Here is a 17,572-nt window from a genome sequence, read left to right as displayed (position 1 = left end):
CAACGTTGATAGGCTACAGATGTAAAGGCAGTAATGTCATAGTCAAGTAGTACTAATAGCCCGTAAGCTTATGTGCTCTAGGAATTGCTTTATAAAGTATAGTATTAAGATTTTAGACTTAAGTATTAAGACTAAAATATCTACAAAAAAAGTATCGAAAATATGTTAACAATATCAGCCCGCCCTTGGCGTGGCGTTTAAAGTTCCAAGTTTAAAGTTTAAGGTTAAAACCTTAAACAAAAAGAACATGAAACCTTAAACAAAAACTTAAGGTGGTTATAGCATCGGGGCTCACCTCTTCCCATTCCGAACAGAGAAGTTAAGCCCGATTGCGCAGATGGTACTGCATCTTAATGTGGGAGAGTATGTCGCCGCCTTTTTTTTGAAACCCTTCATTTTTTAATGAAGGGTTTTTTATTTTACCACAGATGGCACAGATTAGCACAGATTTTAGGCTTACATAGAAACTTTGAACGTTAAACTTTGAACGTTTTTACCACAGATTGTAGCGCTTTTCTTTTGGTATACAATTTTACAATATACATTATACGGTAAAATTTGGCTAAAGCCCACTCTATATTATTCGTTACATCGGGCTAAAGCCCGACGCAATTGATCTTTTGTGTTGTTTCACACTGATTTCTAAACATCCAAAATCAAACATCCAAAATCAAACATCCGGCACCAAACATCTAACATCGAACTTTAAACTTTTTTACCACAGATTGCACAGATTTGCAGGGATTTTAAATCATCCAACATCCATCATCTAACACCCAACATCAAACATTCATCATCAATTATCCACCTTAAGAATTTCAACTTTTATCCGTACCTTTCCTTTTAAAATAAACGGTTTATGAAAGGTTTTTTATTTACAGTCTTTATATTATTACAATCAACTATTCTTTTTGCTAATGATGGCGCTTATTTTATGAGCGGAAATCAATTGGTTCCTATCAAAGAAACAAGTGTTCAGGTTAGAAAGGAGATTTTATCTTTAAAGCGTATACATGATGATTTTTTAGAGGTAACTGTTGATTATACGTTCTTTAATCCTGAAAAGTCAGCGAAAACTATTTTGGTAGGATTTGAAGCTTTTTCTCCGTCAGGTGATGCAGATTTCTTCCCTAAAAACGGTCAACATCCTTACATGAACGATTTCACTGTGAACTTAAATCAAAAGATACTTCCTTACGATATTTCGTATGTATCAACCGAAGATGCAAAAAAAGAACTTTCCTTAAATGATATCGAAAACACTATTAAAGAGTTCGATTATGCTGAATTTTATTATGTGTATCATTTCAATGGAACGTTTCAACCTGGAGAAAATCGTTTGGTGCATACTTACAAGTTCCGCTTGTCTGGTTCGGTAGATTATCTGTACAATTTTGAATACATTTTAACGGCTGCAAACCGTTGGGCGAACAATAAGATTGACGATTTTACGCTTACTATAGATATGGGCGATTATCAGGATTTTTACATAAATCCTACTTTTTTTAAGTTGGTTGATGAATGGACTGTAAATGGTATCGGAGAAAAAGTTGATAGTTTCATGAAAGAATACCGTCATTCTAACGGAGAAAATGCTGCTGCGTTTTTCGTTCAAAATGGAACTGTTCAGTTTAAAAAGAAAAATTTTCATCCAAAAGGAGAACTATTTTTGTTCAATTCGCGTTATCTAACATATCAAGAACCTTTTAGCTTTGATATGTATTTGCCTTTAAGTACAGATTCGGACCCGTATTTTGAAGAAGTAACAGATGAAAATGCTTTAAAAGTGCTTCAGAATTTGCCGTATGCCCGCAGAGGTTATATATTTAGCAATTCGATTTTAAAAAGCTATTATGAAAAAATGCCTTGGTATATACCGAATAAAGATTATGTGCCGAAGCCAGAGGAATTGGAAGAAAATGAAATAAAATGGCTGACAGATCTTAAAAAGATCAAAATAAAAAATAAAAAGTAAAAAGTAAAAAGTAAAAAGTAAAAAGTAAAAAGTAAAAAGTAAAAAGTAAAAAGTAAAAAGTAAAAATGAATTTTATTAAACAAATAATTTTGGTTGTTGCAGTTGCGATGTCGTTCGTTATGAATGGTCAAAATGCGTACAATCAAAAAAAGGAATACGGTTATAATGGTCCGCTTAAAAAGGTAACAACGTATATGGTGAATGTGTCGGCATATCGAATACCTACTGATACACTTGACTATTTCGGGAAAAGCACCATGAATTTTACCAAAAACGGCGATATAACCACCTACCACAGATTTTACGATATGCCGAATTATCTGTATAAAAGCAAGGCGGTTTTTTCAGGATCGGGCAAAAATATTTCATACAAAGAGGCAAGTAAGGTAAACGATGCAGCAGAAGTCAATATGAATTATAAATTTGTTTGGGTGGAGCCGTTAAAATATGAAATTAAGCCTTTAAGCCAGAACGATTCAACTAGCAGATTTATCACTCTTAATCCCGATTTCTCGATTGATAAAGTGGTTTTTAAATCATCTAATTTTGAAAGTGAGGAGAAAGCATCGTATCATTACAACAACGAAAATCAGTTAGAAAAAATCGTTTACAAAGTCACTTCAACAGAGAACAATGTTACAACAGTTAAAGACGATGTGCGTGTAATTAAATCGGTTGATGTTTTTAACAACGCCACCGTTATCTATTTTTATGAAAAAGAACACAGTCGATTTCCAAAATCGGTGGTGTTTAGATATTACGAATATTATTAAATATGAAGAAAGAAGAAAATTATATTGAGATAAATAAAGAATCATGGAACAACAGAACCGATGTTCATGTGAATTCTGAATTTTATGATTTGGATGGATTTATGAAGGGAAAATCATCATTAAATACTATTGAATTAGAATTATTGGGCGATGTTTCCGGAAAGTCGATCTTGCATTTACAATGCCATTTTGGTCAGGATAGTTTGTCGTTAAGCAGAATGGGAGCAAAAGTTACTGGGATTGATTTATCTGACAAAGCCATAAAAGTAGCAAAGGAATTGACCGAAAAGTTAAACGCCGATGCCGAATTTATTTGCTGCGATTTATACGATTTGCCTAACCATTTAAACAAAACCTTCGATATTGTTTTTACAAGTTATGGAACCATTGGCTGGTTACCCGATCTAGACAAATGGGCAGCTGTGGTTTCGCAATTTTTGAAACCTGAAGGAACGTTTGTTTTTGCAGAATTTCATCCGGTAGTTTGGATGTTCGACGACGCTTTTGAAAAGATCGAATACAATTATTTTAAAGAGGAAGCTATTGAAACTTTGGAAGGATCTTACACCGAATCAACAACCGATGCAAAGCAACAATTTATAACGTGGAATCACAGTTTAAGCGAAGTGTTGAGCAGTTTGTTAAAACAAGGATTACAGATTAATTCGTTCAACGAATACGATTATTCGCCTTACAACTGCTTTCAGAATACTATAGAATTTGAACCGAATAAGTTTAGAATTGAGTCTTTGGGAAACAATATTCCCATGGTTTATTCACTAACGGCAACCAAATAAAAAGAGGATCATTTTGATCCTCTTATATTTTTAATGACTTACTTTTTTACCAAACATCTTCTTATAAGCTGTAACTAGTAAAACTACAATTAAGCCGGCAACAATACCGTACAAAAATTGTTTGGGCATTTCGGGTACATTCGGTAAAAAATGATGTAAATAATCTATATTATGATCAAAAATTCCACCAGAAACTAATAATAGAGCTAATGTTCCAACAACCGCTAAACCTTTAATTACCCAAGGCAGTGCTTTAATCAGCAAGTTTCCAACCTTAGCCAGAAACCCTGTTTCGCTTTTCGATTTTTTTATCAGTTTGTAACCCGCATCGTCCATACGAACAATTAACGCTACAATTCCATAAACACCAACTGTTGCAATAATTGCTACTATTGAAACTGTAAAAACTTCAACAAGAAAAGGGTTAAACTGCGATTTTAAAGCTTCATAACCATCTTTTGCGGCAGCAAGTGCAATAATTACAATTTCTAACGATAAGATAAAATCAGTAGTAATTGCCGATTTTACTTTGGCTTTTTCTACCGCTTCCCCATCTTCATTAACTTCTGTAGCTTCTTCAATAACTTCAGCCCCTTTTTTTTCTCTGTGAAATAAAAATTCAACAATTTTCTCTACACCTTCAAAAGCTAAATAAAATCCACCGATAATTAAAATAATTTTGATTGCAGGTGAATACAGCCATTCCAACAAGAAAACAAAAGGAACAATAATTAGTTTGTTAATGAATGATCCTTTCATGATTTTCATTAACACGGGAATTTCTCTCGATGAAAGAAAACCTGTTGCTTTTTCTGCGTTAACAGCTAAATCATCGCCTAAAATTCCTGCTGTTTTTTGTGTCGCAATTTTACTTGTAACCGCCACGTCGTCCATTAAAGCAGCGATATCGTCTAAAATTGCAAAAAAACCTGATGCCATATCTATTTAAAATTTTTCAAATGTAAAAATATAAATTTATCTTTAGGTTTATTTTTTTAATTCGTTATCAAAATAAAAAGGATTTCATACAATCAGCAAAAATAAAACTATGAAAAGTAAATTATCACCAGAAGAACAATCAAGTTTATTAGATACATTAAAGACTCGTTTTGCAAAGAACATGCATCGTCATAAAAATAGCGATTGGAAAGATGTTCTAGCAAAACTGGAAAAAGATCCTTCAAAAATTGATGTGTTGTTTAGGATGGAAGAAACCGGCGGAGAACCGGATGTTGTTGTTTTTGATGAAAAATCAAAAGAACTTATTTTTTGTGATTGCGCTACCGAAAGTCCGAAAGGTCGTCGCAGTTTTTGTTACGATCGCCCGGCTTTAGATGCGAGAAAAGAGCACAAACCTGCAAACAATGCTATTGATGCCGCTCATGAAATTGGAATTAAATTGTTGAACGAAGAGGAATATCGCGCTTTGCAAGCTTTAGAAGCTTTTGATAAGAAAACATCGAGCTGGATTGAAACTCCTAAGAAGATTCGAGATTTAGATGGTGCTTTATTTGGCGATTTTAGATACGATACCGTCTTTTTCTATCATAACGGTGCATCGTCTTACTATGCAGCACGCGGTTTTCGAGGTTTGTTAAAGATTTAATATTATGAAAAATATCACTTTTATTCTAATGCTGATTTTTGGTTTTAGTTTTTCAACATTGGCTCAAAATAAAGTTTCTGATTTCCGAAAAAAATACGGAAAAGAAATTTATTACAATTACAGCGGTGATTTTAATTATACTCAGAAATATTTAGATGAACTTTATATAATTGCCGAATATTATATAGCAAATTCTAAAAATGAATTGCTTAAAAAAATTATTGAGAATAAAGGCAGATTGGAATATTCGGTTGAACAACAACAACGAAACGACAAAGAATATACCGTTTTAGGAATTGGAACGGTAATCGAGGGCAGAATTACCAAAGCGCAATGGCTTTTTTACGATGCTGAAAATAACATTTTATACGAATACGATTTGCCTAATGATGAATTGGTTGTGTTTGAGTAAAGCTATCTTTTAGGTTGCCATAAATCAATAAACCAATTTATAAAGCTTAAACTAAAAACGTCCTGATTTTCTTTTTGATGTTGCATGTGAATTATTTTATCTCTGAACGATTGTTTGTAAATAATATCTGGATTCAATAGATATTTTTCAATAAGCTGAACAAAATCAATAATTCGTTGTTCGTTTACGTGGCTTAAGTATTTTTTGTATCTGTTTTTAAAACTCTGCAAACGGCTAATCGCATAATCAAAATTAGTAAACTGGGCGTGCATTAAAACTTCGATCAAATTTTTACGGATCGTCCACACAACGCCCATTTTCTTTTCGTACCACATATCAGTATGCAGCAGTTTTGCAAAGATTTTTAAAGCCGATCTATCGTTCTGTTTGGTTAAATAAAAAGCCTCGCAAAGTTGTAGATCAATTACATCTTCGGTAGCAAATTTTTTAGGCAAGTTGTTTAATTCGTGGGTTACTTTTTCAAGTGCTTCTTGTGTGTTTCCTGTAAAATGTAGGTTTAAACTTTGCAGTATTAAAAACTTGTGCCAAAACAAATGAAAATATACACCATTCTGTTGCTGCATTTGGGTGTTCATCTGCTTTAAATAGTTTTCAGAATCGGTAAAGTGTCTGTTTCTAAAGCAGAAATTTGCCAGGTAATACACTATGTGAATATGATAGTACAGTTGGTTGTTATTAGACGCTTGTTGACTAATGATTGCCGCTGCCTTATTTACATAAGCTTCAATTAAAGAGAAATTCTGCTGAATATTTGCATATTCATTGGCTAAATGTAAAATTTGATAAATTGATTTATAATTGAAAAAATCAGTTGGTTTTAAATGATATGTTTCAGCAATGTTTGTGATTAAATCGATGAGGTTAATTATATCTCCGTTTGTTTGCGTGTTTTTAAAAGCTTGTCTTAAAACCGCATAAGCCATGTTCAGTCGAGTTTCTTTATTGAAAAGCTCCTGATTTTTAATAATTTTATCGGTTAAATCTTCCAGCTTTTCTTTATCGTTCAAGAAAGTATATTGCAATTTGGTTTGTAAAATTTCATGCAACAAACTATATTGTTCCAATTTTTCTGCGATGTTTTCTGCTTTCTGCAAACATTTAAAAGCGGGTTTGTGTAAATTATTTTCCAATAAAAACTTGCTCACAACCAGTAAACGTAAAGCTTCGTGTGCTTCGGAATTATTTTTCTCAAAGGTTTTATTCGATAGAAAAAGAATCAAACTTTCATACAAACGTTTTCGTAAAGAATGATACGGATCTTTACTTTTATCTGAACCATATAATTTTTTTAATTTATTTATATCGTCAGTTTTTAGAATTGAAAATAGTTCAATGTTCTTTACATCATTTCGTTTGTTTTTCTGTTTTAAATAAATCTTAAATTCTTTTGAATCATTATCATTTAAGATCGATATTAATTCTGAAAGTGTATCCATTATATGTCTTTTTTCGAATCCATAATAAAGATATTAAAATATATTATATCGACGGTATTTTGAAATATTTAGTTTTTTATATCAACGGATATGTCAGAGATTTGCTGTATCAAAATCACTAAAAAAATTAATATTATGGAAACAGTGAAAATAAACAACGAGGAAAATAAAAAACAATTATCGGCAAGAAATCCTTTAAAACCAACACCTGCATTCATTGGCGCTTCGTGGATAGTACTTTTTACAGGAACAATTTCGTATTGTGTAGGTTTGTGGAATGCTGCCATGCAATTAAACGAAAAGGGCTATTATTTTACCATTTTGCTTTTTGGTTTGTTCGCAGTAATATCGGTACAAAAAACGGTGCGTGATAAAGCCGAAGGACTGGAAGTTACGGAACTTTACTACGGTTTGGCTTGGTTTGCAACAATAGCTTCTATCACTTTGCTGGTCATTGGTTTGTTGAACGCAGAGTTACTGTTAAGCGAAAAAGGTTTTTATGGAGTATCGTTTATATTGGCGGTTTATGGTGCAATTGCTGTACAGAAAAACACGCGCGATGCCAAGTTGATCGAAGATCAAAATAAATTATAACAATAAAAACTCGCTTTTATAGTGAGTTTTGTTTTTTAGGGATGCCAATAGTATAAATTACAAATCCCATTTTTGCTTTCTTTTTTTCGATCTGCCAAAGGAAATTCTCATTGTTTTCAACCGATTTTATAAGTTGCTGCATTTCTTCAACAGAATAAGTTCGAAGGCTTGATACAACTCCGTCCCATAAAACTATGATCGGAATAATCGGAATAATGTACGTAAAAAGCAATCGAAACAAACTAAACGGTTTTATAAAAGGCGTTGTAAACAAAACACTGATTGGCGACAGTAACATGGCAATAATGCTTGGAACAGATCGATCTTGAATTTCGAAAATACCAATTGGCTGATTGCTGTTTACCGCATTTTGCAATATTTGTACGCCTTGCTCTGGTTTAAAATGGTGGAACGATAAAAACATGGTTCTAAAACCTTTCAGTGTTTCGGGAACACTTGTTGCATTTACCGGTTGGTTGAGATACGTGAAATAAGGCAACAATTTTGCTGCATTATTAAAAGCGGTTTCGTTAGGATATAAGTCGGTTAAAACAATTTGCAAATCGGCGTTTTCTTTTTTAAGTTCGGTTGCTAACCATAATAATCCGCCACCGCTTCCCGAACCTAAATCAATAATTTTTGTAGAATTGGTCTGCTTTAAAGCCTGATTGATTTCCGGAACAACCGACTGATAAACTTTTGCTTTGTTTGATAAAAACTGAAGAAAATCGGTTACGTAATTTCTTAAAAAAGAAGGAAACCATGTTTGATCTTCAAACTCAAAAAGATGTATTCTTTTCATGATTATTTTTTTTAAAACGGATTAATTTCTAACTTTAGACCAAATGTACTAAAAAATTAGACCAGTTGTGCTAAAAAATAAAAATAGTAAAGAAAAAATTTTACAAAAAGCTTTAGAACTCTTTAATGCTAAAGGTTTCGCTAATGTATCTATCCGATTAATTGCCACAGAATTAAACATAAGTCACAGTAATTTAATTTATCATTATAAAACAAAAAACGATATTGCTACTGCTTTGCACAATGAATTATTGCAAAAGGCAATTGCACTAAATACGCAGGCTGTAACTTATTCCGATTTTATGGAGGGTTTGTTTGTAAGTACCAAGCAAGGATTTGAAATTTTGTACGATTATCGTTTTTTAATGATTGATCTAAATTTTATTTTGAAAGAAAATCAAGCGTTGAAAACGGCATTTTTAGAGGTTGAGAAAGTTCGAGCAAAAATGTATCAAAATGTAATTACAATTGCTGTAGAAAATAAAGATTTACGTAAGGAATTATATCCGAACGAATACGATTTTTTTATCGATCAGATCAAGATTTTCAGCGATTCATGGATTGTTTCATCACAAATCTATCATACAGATCTTACCAAAAAAGAAATTATCGATCTGTATGCCGATTTGTTTATAAAAATGTGGTTTCCTTATTTGACAGATAGCGGAAAAGAGAAATTTTTCAGAATAATTTCCTGATTTATTCTCCTTCCAACAACGCTCTTAAACTTTCTAAAGTCGCTTCAAAACCTTCTTGAAACCCCATGTTAATCAGTGTTTGCAAATCTTCTAACGATATCTGCTTAACAACAATTTTAAGCTGGGTTGAATTTTCGTGTTCAGAAAAATTCAATACCCATTCCGATGTTGGTAAATCACTATTAATCACTCCGTTTTCATCACAAAAAGCATCTGTAAGTCCAAAACTACTGTTCGCTACAATATTTTTATAAGTAGTTATTGTGTAATGTTCTTCGTTTTCCGGCCCAACCATTGCGTACAGCCACTCGCCGCCGTTCGTGAAATTTTGACGTTTGGTTCTGCATTTCCACGGTTTTGGTGCCCACCATTTGTCCAACGTTTCGTGGTTTGTAAAAGCATCCCAAACTTTTTCAAGCGGTGCCTTAAATGTCCTGTTAATTGTGACAGACAAATTTTCTTCGTTAATAATAAATGTGTTCGTTTCCATAGCTCATTCATTTAAAAGTATCTATAAATTTAATAAATTTTTATAATCGATTGGTTTTAAGTATTTTTAATTCTCAAAATTAACGCATGAAAGTTACCGACCTTTATAGTTTATTCGAAGCAAATAATTTGTTTACTAAAGAGCTGCATTTAGATCGAAACGAATATTTATCGACAAGTGGAACAATTGATACCGATATTTATTTTATAAAGGAAGGAAGCCTGAAAATTTATGTAATTAACGATGCCGAAGAGCAGATTATACGGTTTGGATACCACAACAACATCATTGCTTCATTAGATTCATTTTTGTCATCAAAACCTTCTGATTTCTACATTCAGGCAATAAAAAAATCGACAGTGAAAGTGATTTCTAAAGCAGATTTTATAACGTTTTTAAATTCGGAACCTAGTTATTTAAAGTTATGGATCGCTATTTTGGAAGATATGGTTTTACAGCAGATGGAACGTGAAAAGGATTTGTTGATAACATCGCCAAAAGAACGTTACGAACGCGTTTTAAAGAGAAGTCCGCAGCTTTTTCAGGAAATTCCAAACAAACACATTGCGAATTATTTAAGAATGAAACCTGAAACCTTGTCGCGTTTGAAAAAAACTTGATTTCGATCAATTTTTAATGATTTACAAAGTTTGATATTTGCTTAAAATTAGAACAATGACCATTTCTACTGAAAACTTAATAAAAGAATTAATTGAACTTACGCACGAACATTTAACGTTTGCGGAAGCTTTGCTTTTAAAAATCGATGCTGAATTAAACAAAAGATTCACCAATGAAAGCTGGAGCGTTTTAGAATGTTTGGAACATTTGAATTTGTACGGAAATTTTTATCTGCCCGAAATAAAAAATCGTATTGAAACATCAACTACAAAAGCTACAACAGAATTTAAAAGTGGTTGGCTGGGGAATTATTTTGCGCAAAGTATGCTGCCTAAAGAAAAGCTAAACAAAATGAAGGCGTTTAAATCTATGAATCCAATTCACAGCAGTTTGTCTAAAACTACGGTTACCGTTTTTATTGATCAGCAAAATCAATTGTTAGATTTGTTAAATGCTGCAAAAGATGTTGATCTTAATAAAGTTAAAACAAACATCAGTATAACTACACTTATAAAATTGAAGTTGGGCGATACGTTTAGGTTTTTAATTTATCATAACAAAAGACATATTGTTCAGGCGGAAAAAGTGCTTACGAATTAAAACTGCACTACCGGATTTTTTAAATCGTGATAAAATAAAACCTGCCAGTTTTCTGTTTCAGCCTGTTCTTTCCAAATTTTGCGAAATTCCATAGCTTTATGTCCATCATAGTCTGTTTTGTAGGCAATAGAACGTTTTAGATATCCAGTTGTAGGCAAATCATCAGCTCCGTAAAAAATCGTGGACTCATTTTCTTTTATCCAGAAAACCTGATGAAATTTTGAATGTCCAGCCGTTACCTTAAAAGTGATTTCGGCTGAAATTTCTCCTTCATCATCGTGCAACCAGACAATGTTTGATAGATTTTGTAATTCATTTAACAACGGAATATTGTACGACGGATTTTCGGTTTGTTGCAAAGCAAAATCGTATTCGCGTTTTTGAATGTAGATTGTTGCATCTGGGAAATTTGGAACAAATTTGTTATCATTAAAATATCCCAAACCATCGGCATGATCTTTATGCAAATGTGAAAGCAGAATTTTGGTAATGCTACTTGGATTTATATTTTGATCTTTCAATCTTTTTAAAATAACAGATTCGTTATTTTCTAAAAATCCCAAGCCAAGATCAAGCAGAATTAATTCGGAACCAATAGTAATTAAAAAAGGCTGAATGGCAAGTTTAATGTTTGCGCTTTCGTCATTCGGTTTTAGATATTCAAAATTTTTACGTTTATCTACTTTAAAGTCGCCTTGTTTAATTACTGTGAGTTCCATTTGTTTTTTATTGTTTTGAAAGTGCTGTTTTCGTCACTTCGAGTGATTTTCCGTAGAGAAGCGAAGGAAAATTCTATCGAGAAGCAAAATCAAAAAGTTCTCGATACATTTTTTGCTTCATTTCATTACACAAAAAACACTCGAACTGACGAAACTATATTGTTACACTTATTAAGTAAATAATTCGTAAATACTATCGGGTGTATAATTCTTTTCTGGTCCGTAAATTAGCCAGTCTGTTAAATGTTCAATTGGTAAAACCAACGCATCGTTCTGGTTGTATTTTTCGATCTGATATGGCTGATTCAGTAAAATTACATTCATTGTATCATCGTCATTAATATCGGTTACATCAAACCACAAATGTTCATTTCCTTCGCCTTCATCAATAGGTAATCCCAATTTTATAAGAAAACGCCAATTTTCATCACCATTATGCTGCTGAAATACCTTTTTGTAATAGTGATACTGTTCGTAAGCCAATGCAGACATACGTTCGGTTTCTTCGTTCTTAATAAAATATACCGGATTTTCCTTTAAATCTTCAGCCAACACATCGGGCGGATAAAGTTCGTCATTTTCTAATAAATACACGATTCCGCACGGACCATAATTTTCTTGTTCGGGAGAACGTTCCTGCAAACCGCCTGGAATTTCGGCAGGATATTGCCCCACCATTTCTTCCCAGCGAACCCACGAAAAATTTAAATCGTAGCCAATGTATCCAATGTTAAAAGGTTCGTTTTCGTTAGCCGGTTCGTAGATAAATTTAGAAACCATGGCGTCTAACAGTCCATTTAGTTCGTTTACGCCGTTTTTAATATCGATCATTTCCAATTCCACTGACCCGCAACGATGCAATCCATGTGTGTGCAACCAATACACTTTTTCGCCATCAACTTCATCGAAAACGCCGTGAATGGTGTAAATGTAATGTGGCGATGGCGGTGTGATCAATTTTGACGAAAACACAGCCCACTGACCCGATAGTAAACGCGCCGGCATAAAATCGACCAAAACGGTTGGGTTAGGAATTAACGCGGTTAGCACTTTTAGCTGTAAATGAAAACTTTCTAAAATATTTGTGGAAAAATACATAGACGATTCCAAATAAAACGATTCTAATTTTGCCAGCTGCACATCGTTTTCATCGATATAATTAATGCGGGCGTAATTGTCCAAATCTAAAACATTGCTTTCAACCACAAACAAATTAATATCGTACGGCAACTGTTTGTAGATAATGTTTAAAAGGAATTGTTTTTTTAAGGAAGGATTTTCCGTATCAACTCCAACTTCTTCAAAACTCATAACTTCAAAGTCTTTCACTTGTTTTAGCTGGTTCTGAAAATAATTATATGTGAAATCTGTTGAATTATTTCTCCCAAAAACACCCATTTCTGATGCTAAACGCAGTCCTTCTTCTGCAATTTGCTCATATAAACCCATATCAATTTTAATTAGTTATTTTAAAGATACAGATTTTTGTAAAGAAATAAGAAGTTAATTTAAGATGAATTTATTTTACTTATGGATCTAAATCATCATAAGCTTTTTTAAGCATTTCAATGGTATGATTGATTTCATCAATATTCAAATGACCAAATCCCAACCGAATTCCACACATATTTTTGGTTTGATATAACAGGTGTTTTGGCAACGTAACATTGTATTTTGAAATTTGTTCTGATAATTTTACGAGCGAAATAGGTTTATTAAATTGAATAAACAAAGCCAGACCACCATTGGGTTTATTAAAACTGATTAAATCGCCGAAAGTGTTTTTTAAAGCAGAACACATAGCATCGCGCCGAGCTTTGTACAGTAAGATTTTCTTTTTAACCTGGCGGTGCATTTCGCCTTCGTGAATTACTTCTGCCAAAATTTGTTCTTTAATTAAATCGCCCTGCGGATCAATCATTCGGTAATAATTTTTAACTTCGGTAATTAAGTTTACGGGCGCCACAATAAAACCTGTTTCAAAAGCCGGAAACAACGCCTGACCAACTTTCCCAAGATAAATAATCAGTCCGTTGGTATCGGCACTTGCCATGGGCGGCATGGGCGTGGCATCAAACTGAAAATCGAAATCAAAATCGTCTTCAATAATTGCAAAACCATATTCTTTAGCCAACTGCACCAACTGTAATCTGCGTTGGGCACTTAAACTGCTGGTGGTAGGGTAGTGGCGTTGCGGCGTGCAATACACACAGCGAACACTGTTTTTTGTGAAGTTTTTTTTAATGAACGAAACATCCAGTCCGTTTTCATCAACAGGAATGGTTTTTATATTGGCTTTTGCCTGATGAAAAATCATGTTGACGGCAAAATTACTTAAAGTTCCTACCAAAACCACATCGTTGGGTTTTAACAAAAGTTGCGCTACCAAATACAGATTCATTTCGGTACTGCGGGTGGTTAGTAAATTTTTAGGTGCAATATGTAAGTTGCGGGTGGCGTTTAAATAATTGCACAATTGCGTGTTTAAAAACGATGATTGATCAAACAAAAAAGTATTCCATTTTTTAATGATCGATGTACGTTTTAAAGCCGCATTGTACCAGCGATTGTATTGTTTGTCGGTATGCAGGCGAATGTCGGTTTGTCCGTCGTTAAAGGTATAAGTGGTTTCAACTTTTTCATAAGGCGATGCCAAATGCACACTTTCGTAAAAATTAAAACCTGTTTTGGTTGGATATTCTTCGTTTTTCAGTTCATTAAAATTGCCAACAATCGGTTTTTGTCTGATCGGATTTAAAACAAAAGTTCCTTTATTCGGAACAATCTCTACCCAACCTTGCGATGCCAATTCATCGTAAACAGCAACCGCAGTATTTCTGTGGATCTTAAGTAAATTGCTTAAACTTCTAGTTCCGGGTAATAAAGTTCCCACCGAAAAATATCCGCGCTGAACCGCATTAATAATATGTTGCGCAATTTGTACATAAACTGCGGTGGTGTTGTTTTTATCAATCGAGATAATATTCTGCAAAATATCTTCAGCCGGACTATTCATTGTTTTAAAAGTGGACTATTTAAATCGTCCGGCAAGTTACGACTTTTGCACTGTTTTATTAAAAAATCAATTTTAAAATGAAAAACAAATACGTTTTGTTGGCTTTGCTTGTTGTTCCTTTTGTTGGAAAAGCGCAGGTTGTAAATGATTCAATAGCCGAATTAGATGAGCTGATTATTTATGAAAACCGTATGCAGATACCTTTTCAGCAATCAACACGAAATATTCAGGTTATAACAAAAGAAGATATCAAAAAACTACCGGTTTCGTCGATAAACGAAGTGTTGGCTTATGTTAGCGGAGTTGATATTCGTCAGCGAGGTCCGTTTGGTTCGCAGGCAGATATCAGTATCGACGGTGGATCGTTCGAACAAACAATGGTATTGTGGAACGGCGTTAAAATGGGCGATGCACAAACGGCACATCACTCTATGAACCTGCCAATTCCTTTGGAAGCTATTGAACGAATCGAAGTTTTAAAAGGTCCGGCTGCGCGTATTTATGGAATCAATGCTTTAACCGGTGCTATAAATATCGTTACAAAAACGCAGACTAACAACTTTTTACAACTGCATGCGTATGGCGGAAGCTCGTTTAAAAATAAAGACGCGGGTGATGGTAGCGGAATGTATGCAGGCGGCGGTTTACAAGCAACGGCAGGTATCAACACAGGAAAAGTGAATCATTTGGTTAGTATTAGCAAAGAGGAAACCAACGGGCAACGTTATAACACGGCGGCAAAAAACTTGAAAACCATGTATCAGGGAAATGTTCTCTTGAACGATAATAATTCGGTAAATTGGATGGGTGGTTACTTGGATAACGAATTTGGAGCTAACGGATATTATGCAGCTCCGCATGATAAGGAATCGTACGAAATTGTACAGACTTTAATGTTGAGTGTTGGCAGCAATCACCGAATTACTGATAATTTGATCATTAAACCACGTATTAGCAACCGCTACAACGAAGACGATTACCGTTTTTACCGTAACGATTTAAGCAGAGCGCGTTCGTTACATTATTCTAATGCATTTATGTTTGAATTGAACGGTGTTTATACATCAACTATCGGAGATTTCGGTGTAGGATACGAAATGCGTTTGGAAGATATTAACAGCTCTAATCTTGGTGAGCACGACCGTAAAAATCATGGTTGGTTTGCAGAATATAAAAATACTTTTTTCGAAAAATTGCTTGTGAATGTTGGAGCTTACTGGAATTATAATACGGATTACGGTTTTCAGTGGTATCCGGGTGTCGATGTGGCTTATCTTTTGAATAACGATTGGAAAGTTCAGGCAAGTATTGGTAGTAGTCAGCGTATTCCATCGTTTACCGATTTATATGTAAATCAAAGACCCGGGAATATTGGTAACCCCGATTTAAAACCCGAAGCCGCTTGGCAGTACGAAGTTGGAGTGAATTATACCAAACAAAACAAACGATTTGCTGCGAGTGTTTTTGAGCGGAATATTTCTGATTTTATTGATTGGACAAGGGTTTCTACCGATGTTCCATACCAACCGCAAAATTTAGGTAACCAAGTAATGCGAGGGTTGAATGTTCGATACAATCAGGATATTCAAATTGCAGTGAATCAAAAATTAGGCTATTCGTTAAGCTATCAATATTTAAGTCCGAAAAAACAAGATGCTGCAAGCGAAATCATTTCAAAATATACTATTGAAAGTTTGAAACATCAGGCAATTGCAGGAATTAACTACACGATAAATGATTTTGGAATTCAGTTTCAAAACCGATATTTAAAACGTGAATTAAACGATGGTTATTTTGTATCAGATTTACGATTGATGTATCAGTTTCCATCGTTCCAAATTTATACACAAGCAACCAATATATTCAACAGTACGTATAAAGAAGTTGCCGCTGTACCTATGCCAAGTCGCTGGATACAGCTGGGTGTAAACTACCGTTTAAATTTAAAAAAGACTTCCGAATAGGAAGTCTTTTTTGTTATATAGAAGTAATTTTCTTTAAATTCTCTATCGTTGCTATCGGATCTTGTGCAGTAAACACAAAACTGCCGGCAACTAAAACATCGGCACCTGCTTTTACTAAATTGGCAGCGTTTTTATCGGTAACACCACCATCAATTTCAATTAAAGTTGTAGCATTGTTTCTAACAATAATTTCTTTAAGCTGTTGTACTTTTTTATACGTGTTTTCAATGAATGATTGTCCGCCAAAACCAGGATTCACACTCATAATACAAACCAAATCAATATCGTTGATTACATCCTCTAACAAAGCAACATTTGTGTGCGGATTAATGGCAACACCTGCTTTCATTCCCGCAGCTTTAATGGCTTGTAACGAGCGGTGTAAATGTGTGCAAGCTTCGTAATGAACCGTTAAAATATCGGCACCCAAATTCTTAAAAGTTTCAATGTATCGATCAGGATCAACAATCATTAAATGTACATCGATCGTTTTTTTTGCGTGTTTGTTAATGGCAGCCAAAACCGGCATTCCAAAAGAGATGTTTGGGACAAAAACGCCGTCCATAATATCAATATGAAACCAGTCGGCAGCGCTGTTGTTAATCATTTCAACATCGCGTTGTAAGTTTGCAAAATCGGCTGCAAGAACCGAAGGCGCAATTAATGTATTTTTCATTGTTGTGTGTTGTTTGTGCAAAGATACAAAGTTATTTTTACCCGAAAATTGAAGTATTTTATAAAAAAAACTAAAAATAATTACTGATAAACAGCAAATATTAAAATCAATAGTATTAAAAGAAGTCCTAAACTAACGTAATGTAATATAGGAGTTCTTTGTTTTAAACGTAAAATCAATGCAATTATTAAAACAGGCAACACATATAAACTAATCATAAGCAAGAAAGAAGTCATATCGAAAATGGCTCCTGTAAATGCATAACGGTAAACGTTTGTGTTAAACGCAACCAGCCAGTAAATAGTTGTAAATACGCTTATAATGAAAACAATCTGCGAAAGTTTCATTTTAAAAGGCGGATTCTTCATAATTG

General features: G+C 33.8%; 19 protein-coding genes and 1 rRNA gene. 11 read left to right on the top strand and 9 right to left on the bottom strand.

Annotated elements, in window-relative coordinates; genetic code table 11:
* Positions 1-268: 268 nt before the first annotated feature.
* The 4 genes from rrf (at position 269) to BM253_RS01695 (ending at position 3,545) form a co-directional block, all read left to right on the top strand.
* A 5S ribosomal RNA gene (rrf, locus tag BM253_RS01710) occupies positions 269-380 on the top strand.
* 479 nt (positions 381-859) lie between these two features.
* Positions 860-1,975 carry a YARHG domain-containing protein gene (locus BM253_RS01705; RefSeq protein ID WP_091518033.1) on the top strand — a complete coding sequence of 372 codons (1,116 nt, stop codon included), beginning with the start codon at positions 860-862 and terminating at the stop codon, positions 1,973-1,975.
* Between the two features lie 65 nt (positions 1,976-2,040).
* Positions 2,041-2,748, top strand: a complete 708-nt coding sequence (locus BM253_RS01700) for a hypothetical protein (RefSeq protein ID WP_177205684.1) — start codon at positions 2,041-2,043, stop codon at positions 2,746-2,748.
* A 2-nt stretch (positions 2,749-2,750) separates the two neighbouring features.
* Positions 2,751-3,545 carry a class I SAM-dependent methyltransferase gene (locus BM253_RS01695; protein WP_091518027.1) on the top strand — a complete coding sequence of 265 codons (795 nt, stop codon included), beginning with the start codon at positions 2,751-2,753 and terminating at the stop codon, positions 3,543-3,545.
* A 30-nt stretch (positions 3,546-3,575) separates the two neighbouring features.
* On the opposite strand, the gene BM253_RS01690 is transcribed toward BM253_RS01695, so the two are convergent.
* On the bottom strand, positions 3,576-4,484 hold the full coding sequence (locus tag BM253_RS01690; protein WP_091518024.1) for a DUF808 domain-containing protein: 909 nt from the start codon (positions 4,482-4,484) through the stop codon (positions 3,576-3,578).
* Positions 4,485-4,593: 109 nt separating this feature from the next.
* Between BM253_RS01690 and BM253_RS01685 the strand changes: the two genes are divergently transcribed.
* Positions 4,594-5,151, top strand: a complete 558-nt coding sequence (locus BM253_RS01685; protein WP_091518020.1) for a DUF4256 domain-containing protein — start codon at positions 4,594-4,596, stop codon at positions 5,149-5,151.
* 4 nt (positions 5,152-5,155) lie between these two features.
* Positions 5,156-5,563 carry a hypothetical protein gene (locus BM253_RS01680; protein ID WP_091518017.1) on the top strand — a complete coding sequence of 136 codons (408 nt, stop codon included), beginning with the start codon at positions 5,156-5,158 and terminating at the stop codon, positions 5,561-5,563.
* Positions 5,564-5,565: 2 nt separating this feature from the next.
* On the opposite strand, the gene BM253_RS01675 is transcribed toward BM253_RS01680, so the two are convergent.
* Complete coding sequence (locus tag BM253_RS01675; RefSeq protein WP_091518014.1) at positions 5,566-7,020, bottom strand: hypothetical protein; 1,455 nt, start codon at positions 7,018-7,020, stop codon at positions 5,566-5,568.
* Between the two features lie 135 nt (positions 7,021-7,155).
* Here BM253_RS01675 and yiaA point away from each other — a divergent pair, with 135 nt between their 5' ends.
* A complete protein-coding gene (yiaA, locus tag BM253_RS01670; protein WP_091518011.1) occupies positions 7,156-7,614 on the top strand; it encodes an inner membrane protein YiaA in 459 nt (152 codons plus the stop codon).
* A 16-nt stretch (positions 7,615-7,630) separates the two neighbouring features.
* On the opposite strand, the gene BM253_RS01665 is transcribed toward yiaA, so the two are convergent.
* Positions 7,631-8,416 carry a hypothetical protein gene (locus BM253_RS01665; RefSeq protein ID WP_091518008.1) on the bottom strand — a complete coding sequence of 262 codons (786 nt, stop codon included), beginning with the start codon at positions 8,414-8,416 and terminating at the stop codon, positions 7,631-7,633.
* A 67-nt stretch (positions 8,417-8,483) separates the two neighbouring features.
* On the opposite strand from BM253_RS01665, the gene BM253_RS01660 reads away from it, so the two are divergent.
* The gene (locus BM253_RS01660) at positions 8,484-9,113 is read left to right on the top strand and encodes a TetR/AcrR family transcriptional regulator (RefSeq protein WP_091518005.1); all 630 of its coding nucleotides are present in this window, start codon (positions 8,484-8,486) and stop codon (positions 9,111-9,113) included.
* Between the two features lies 1 nt (position 9,114).
* On the opposite strand, the gene BM253_RS01655 is transcribed toward BM253_RS01660, so the two are convergent.
* Positions 9,115-9,603: an SRPBCC family protein gene (locus BM253_RS01655; RefSeq protein ID WP_091518001.1), complete on the bottom strand. Its 489-nt coding sequence runs from the start codon at positions 9,601-9,603 to the stop codon at positions 9,115-9,117.
* A gap of 86 nt (positions 9,604-9,689) precedes the next feature.
* On the opposite strand from BM253_RS01655, the gene BM253_RS01650 reads away from it, so the two are divergent.
* Positions 9,690-10,223, top strand: coding sequence for a Crp/Fnr family transcriptional regulator (locus BM253_RS01650; RefSeq protein WP_091517998.1), 534 nt, complete (start codon positions 9,690-9,692; stop codon positions 10,221-10,223).
* A gap of 55 nt (positions 10,224-10,278) precedes the next feature.
* Positions 10,279-10,824 (top strand): DinB family protein, encoded by a 546-nt coding sequence (locus tag BM253_RS01645; RefSeq protein ID WP_091517994.1) that lies wholly within the window; start codon positions 10,279-10,281, stop codon positions 10,822-10,824.
* Here BM253_RS01645 and BM253_RS01640 read toward each other — a convergent pair.
* The 3 genes from BM253_RS01640 to BM253_RS01630 form a co-directional block, all read right to left on the bottom strand.
* Positions 10,821-11,543, bottom strand: a complete 723-nt coding sequence (locus tag BM253_RS01640; RefSeq protein ID WP_091517991.1) for an MBL fold metallo-hydrolase — start codon at positions 11,541-11,543, stop codon at positions 10,821-10,823. The genes BM253_RS01645 and BM253_RS01640 overlap by 4 nt on opposite strands.
* A 171-nt stretch (positions 11,544-11,714) precedes the next feature.
* Positions 11,715-12,992 carry a DUF4026 domain-containing protein gene (locus tag BM253_RS01635; protein ID WP_091517987.1) on the bottom strand — a complete coding sequence of 426 codons (1,278 nt, stop codon included), beginning with the start codon at positions 12,990-12,992 and terminating at the stop codon, positions 11,715-11,717.
* A 79-nt stretch (positions 12,993-13,071) separates the two neighbouring features.
* On the bottom strand, positions 13,072-14,559 hold the full coding sequence (locus BM253_RS01630; RefSeq protein ID WP_091517984.1) for an aminotransferase-like domain-containing protein: 1,488 nt from the start codon (positions 14,557-14,559) through the stop codon (positions 13,072-13,074).
* A gap of 77 nt (positions 14,560-14,636) precedes the next feature.
* Between BM253_RS01630 and BM253_RS01625 the strand changes: the two genes are divergently transcribed.
* On the top strand, positions 14,637-16,523 hold the full coding sequence (locus BM253_RS01625) for a TonB-dependent receptor plug domain-containing protein (protein ID WP_091517980.1): 1,887 nt from the start codon (positions 14,637-14,639) through the stop codon (positions 16,521-16,523).
* 13 nt (positions 16,524-16,536) lie between these two features.
* Here the strand turns inward: BM253_RS01625 and rpe are convergent, their stop codons facing one another.
* Together rpe and BM253_RS01615 are read right to left on the bottom strand one after the other, a co-directional pair.
* The gene (gene rpe / locus BM253_RS01620; RefSeq protein WP_091517977.1) at positions 16,537-17,199 is read right to left on the bottom strand and encodes a ribulose-phosphate 3-epimerase; all 663 of its coding nucleotides are present in this window, start codon (positions 17,197-17,199) and stop codon (positions 16,537-16,539) included.
* A gap of 80 nt (positions 17,200-17,279) precedes the next feature.
* Positions 17,280-17,567, bottom strand: a complete 288-nt coding sequence (locus BM253_RS01615) for a hypothetical protein (RefSeq protein WP_091517973.1) — start codon at positions 17,565-17,567, stop codon at positions 17,280-17,282.
* Positions 17,568-17,572: the final 5 nt, after the last annotated feature.

Source organism: Paenimyroides ummariense, assembly GCF_900115115.1.
Classification (GTDB): Bacteria; Bacteroidota; Bacteroidia; order Flavobacteriales; family Flavobacteriaceae; genus Flavobacterium; species Flavobacterium ummariense.
The sequence above is the reverse complement of the archived record's forward strand: the minus strand, read 5'-3'. Positions and strand labels throughout refer to the sequence as shown.

Bases quoted from the DNA above. Each gene is read 5' to 3' on its own strand.
- BM253_RS01625 (WP_091517980.1), top strand. From the start codon at position 14,637: ATGAAAAACAAATACGTTTTGTTGGCTTTGCTTGTTGTTCCTTTTGTT.
- BM253_RS01635 (WP_091517987.1), bottom strand. From the start codon at position 12,992: ATGGGTTTATATGAGCAAATTGCAGAAGAAGGACTGCGTTTAGCATCA.
- BM253_RS01705 (WP_091518033.1), top strand. From the start codon at position 860: ATGAAAGGTTTTTTATTTACAGTCTTTATATTATTACAATCAACTATT.
- BM253_RS01695 (WP_091518027.1), top strand. From the start codon at position 2,751: ATGAAGAAAGAAGAAAATTATATTGAGATAAATAAAGAATCATGGAAC.
- BM253_RS01640 (WP_091517991.1), bottom strand. From the start codon at position 11,543: ATGGAACTCACAGTAATTAAACAAGGCGACTTTAAAGTAGATAAACGT.
- BM253_RS01685 (WP_091518020.1), top strand. From the start codon at position 4,594: ATGAAAAGTAAATTATCACCAGAAGAACAATCAAGTTTATTAGATACA.
- BM253_RS01700 (WP_177205684.1), top strand. From the start codon at position 2,041: ATGAATTTTATTAAACAAATAATTTTGGTTGTTGCAGTTGCGATGTCG.
- BM253_RS01630 (WP_091517984.1), bottom strand. From the start codon at position 14,559: ATGAATAGTCCGGCTGAAGATATTTTGCAGAATATTATCTCGATTGAT.
- BM253_RS01645 (WP_091517994.1), top strand. From the start codon at position 10,279: ATGACCATTTCTACTGAAAACTTAATAAAAGAATTAATTGAACTTACG.
- BM253_RS01655 (WP_091518001.1), bottom strand. From the start codon at position 9,603: ATGGAAACGAACACATTTATTATTAACGAAGAAAATTTGTCTGTCACA.
- BM253_RS01680 (WP_091518017.1), top strand. From the start codon at position 5,156: ATGAAAAATATCACTTTTATTCTAATGCTGATTTTTGGTTTTAGTTTT.
- BM253_RS01615 (WP_091517973.1), bottom strand. From the start codon at position 17,567: ATGAAGAATCCGCCTTTTAAAATGAAACTTTCGCAGATTGTTTTCATT.
- BM253_RS01650 (WP_091517998.1), top strand. From the start codon at position 9,690: ATGAAAGTTACCGACCTTTATAGTTTATTCGAAGCAAATAATTTGTTT.
- BM253_RS01675 (WP_091518014.1), bottom strand. From the start codon at position 7,020: ATGGATACACTTTCAGAATTAATATCGATCTTAAATGATAATGATTCA.
- BM253_RS01665 (WP_091518008.1), bottom strand. From the start codon at position 8,416: ATGAAAAGAATACATCTTTTTGAGTTTGAAGATCAAACATGGTTTCCT.
- yiaA (WP_091518011.1), top strand. From the start codon at position 7,156: ATGGAAACAGTGAAAATAAACAACGAGGAAAATAAAAAACAATTATCG.
- BM253_RS01690 (WP_091518024.1), bottom strand. From the start codon at position 4,484: ATGGCATCAGGTTTTTTTGCAATTTTAGACGATATCGCTGCTTTAATG.
- rpe (WP_091517977.1), bottom strand. From the start codon at position 17,199: ATGAAAAATACATTAATTGCGCCTTCGGTTCTTGCAGCCGATTTTGCA.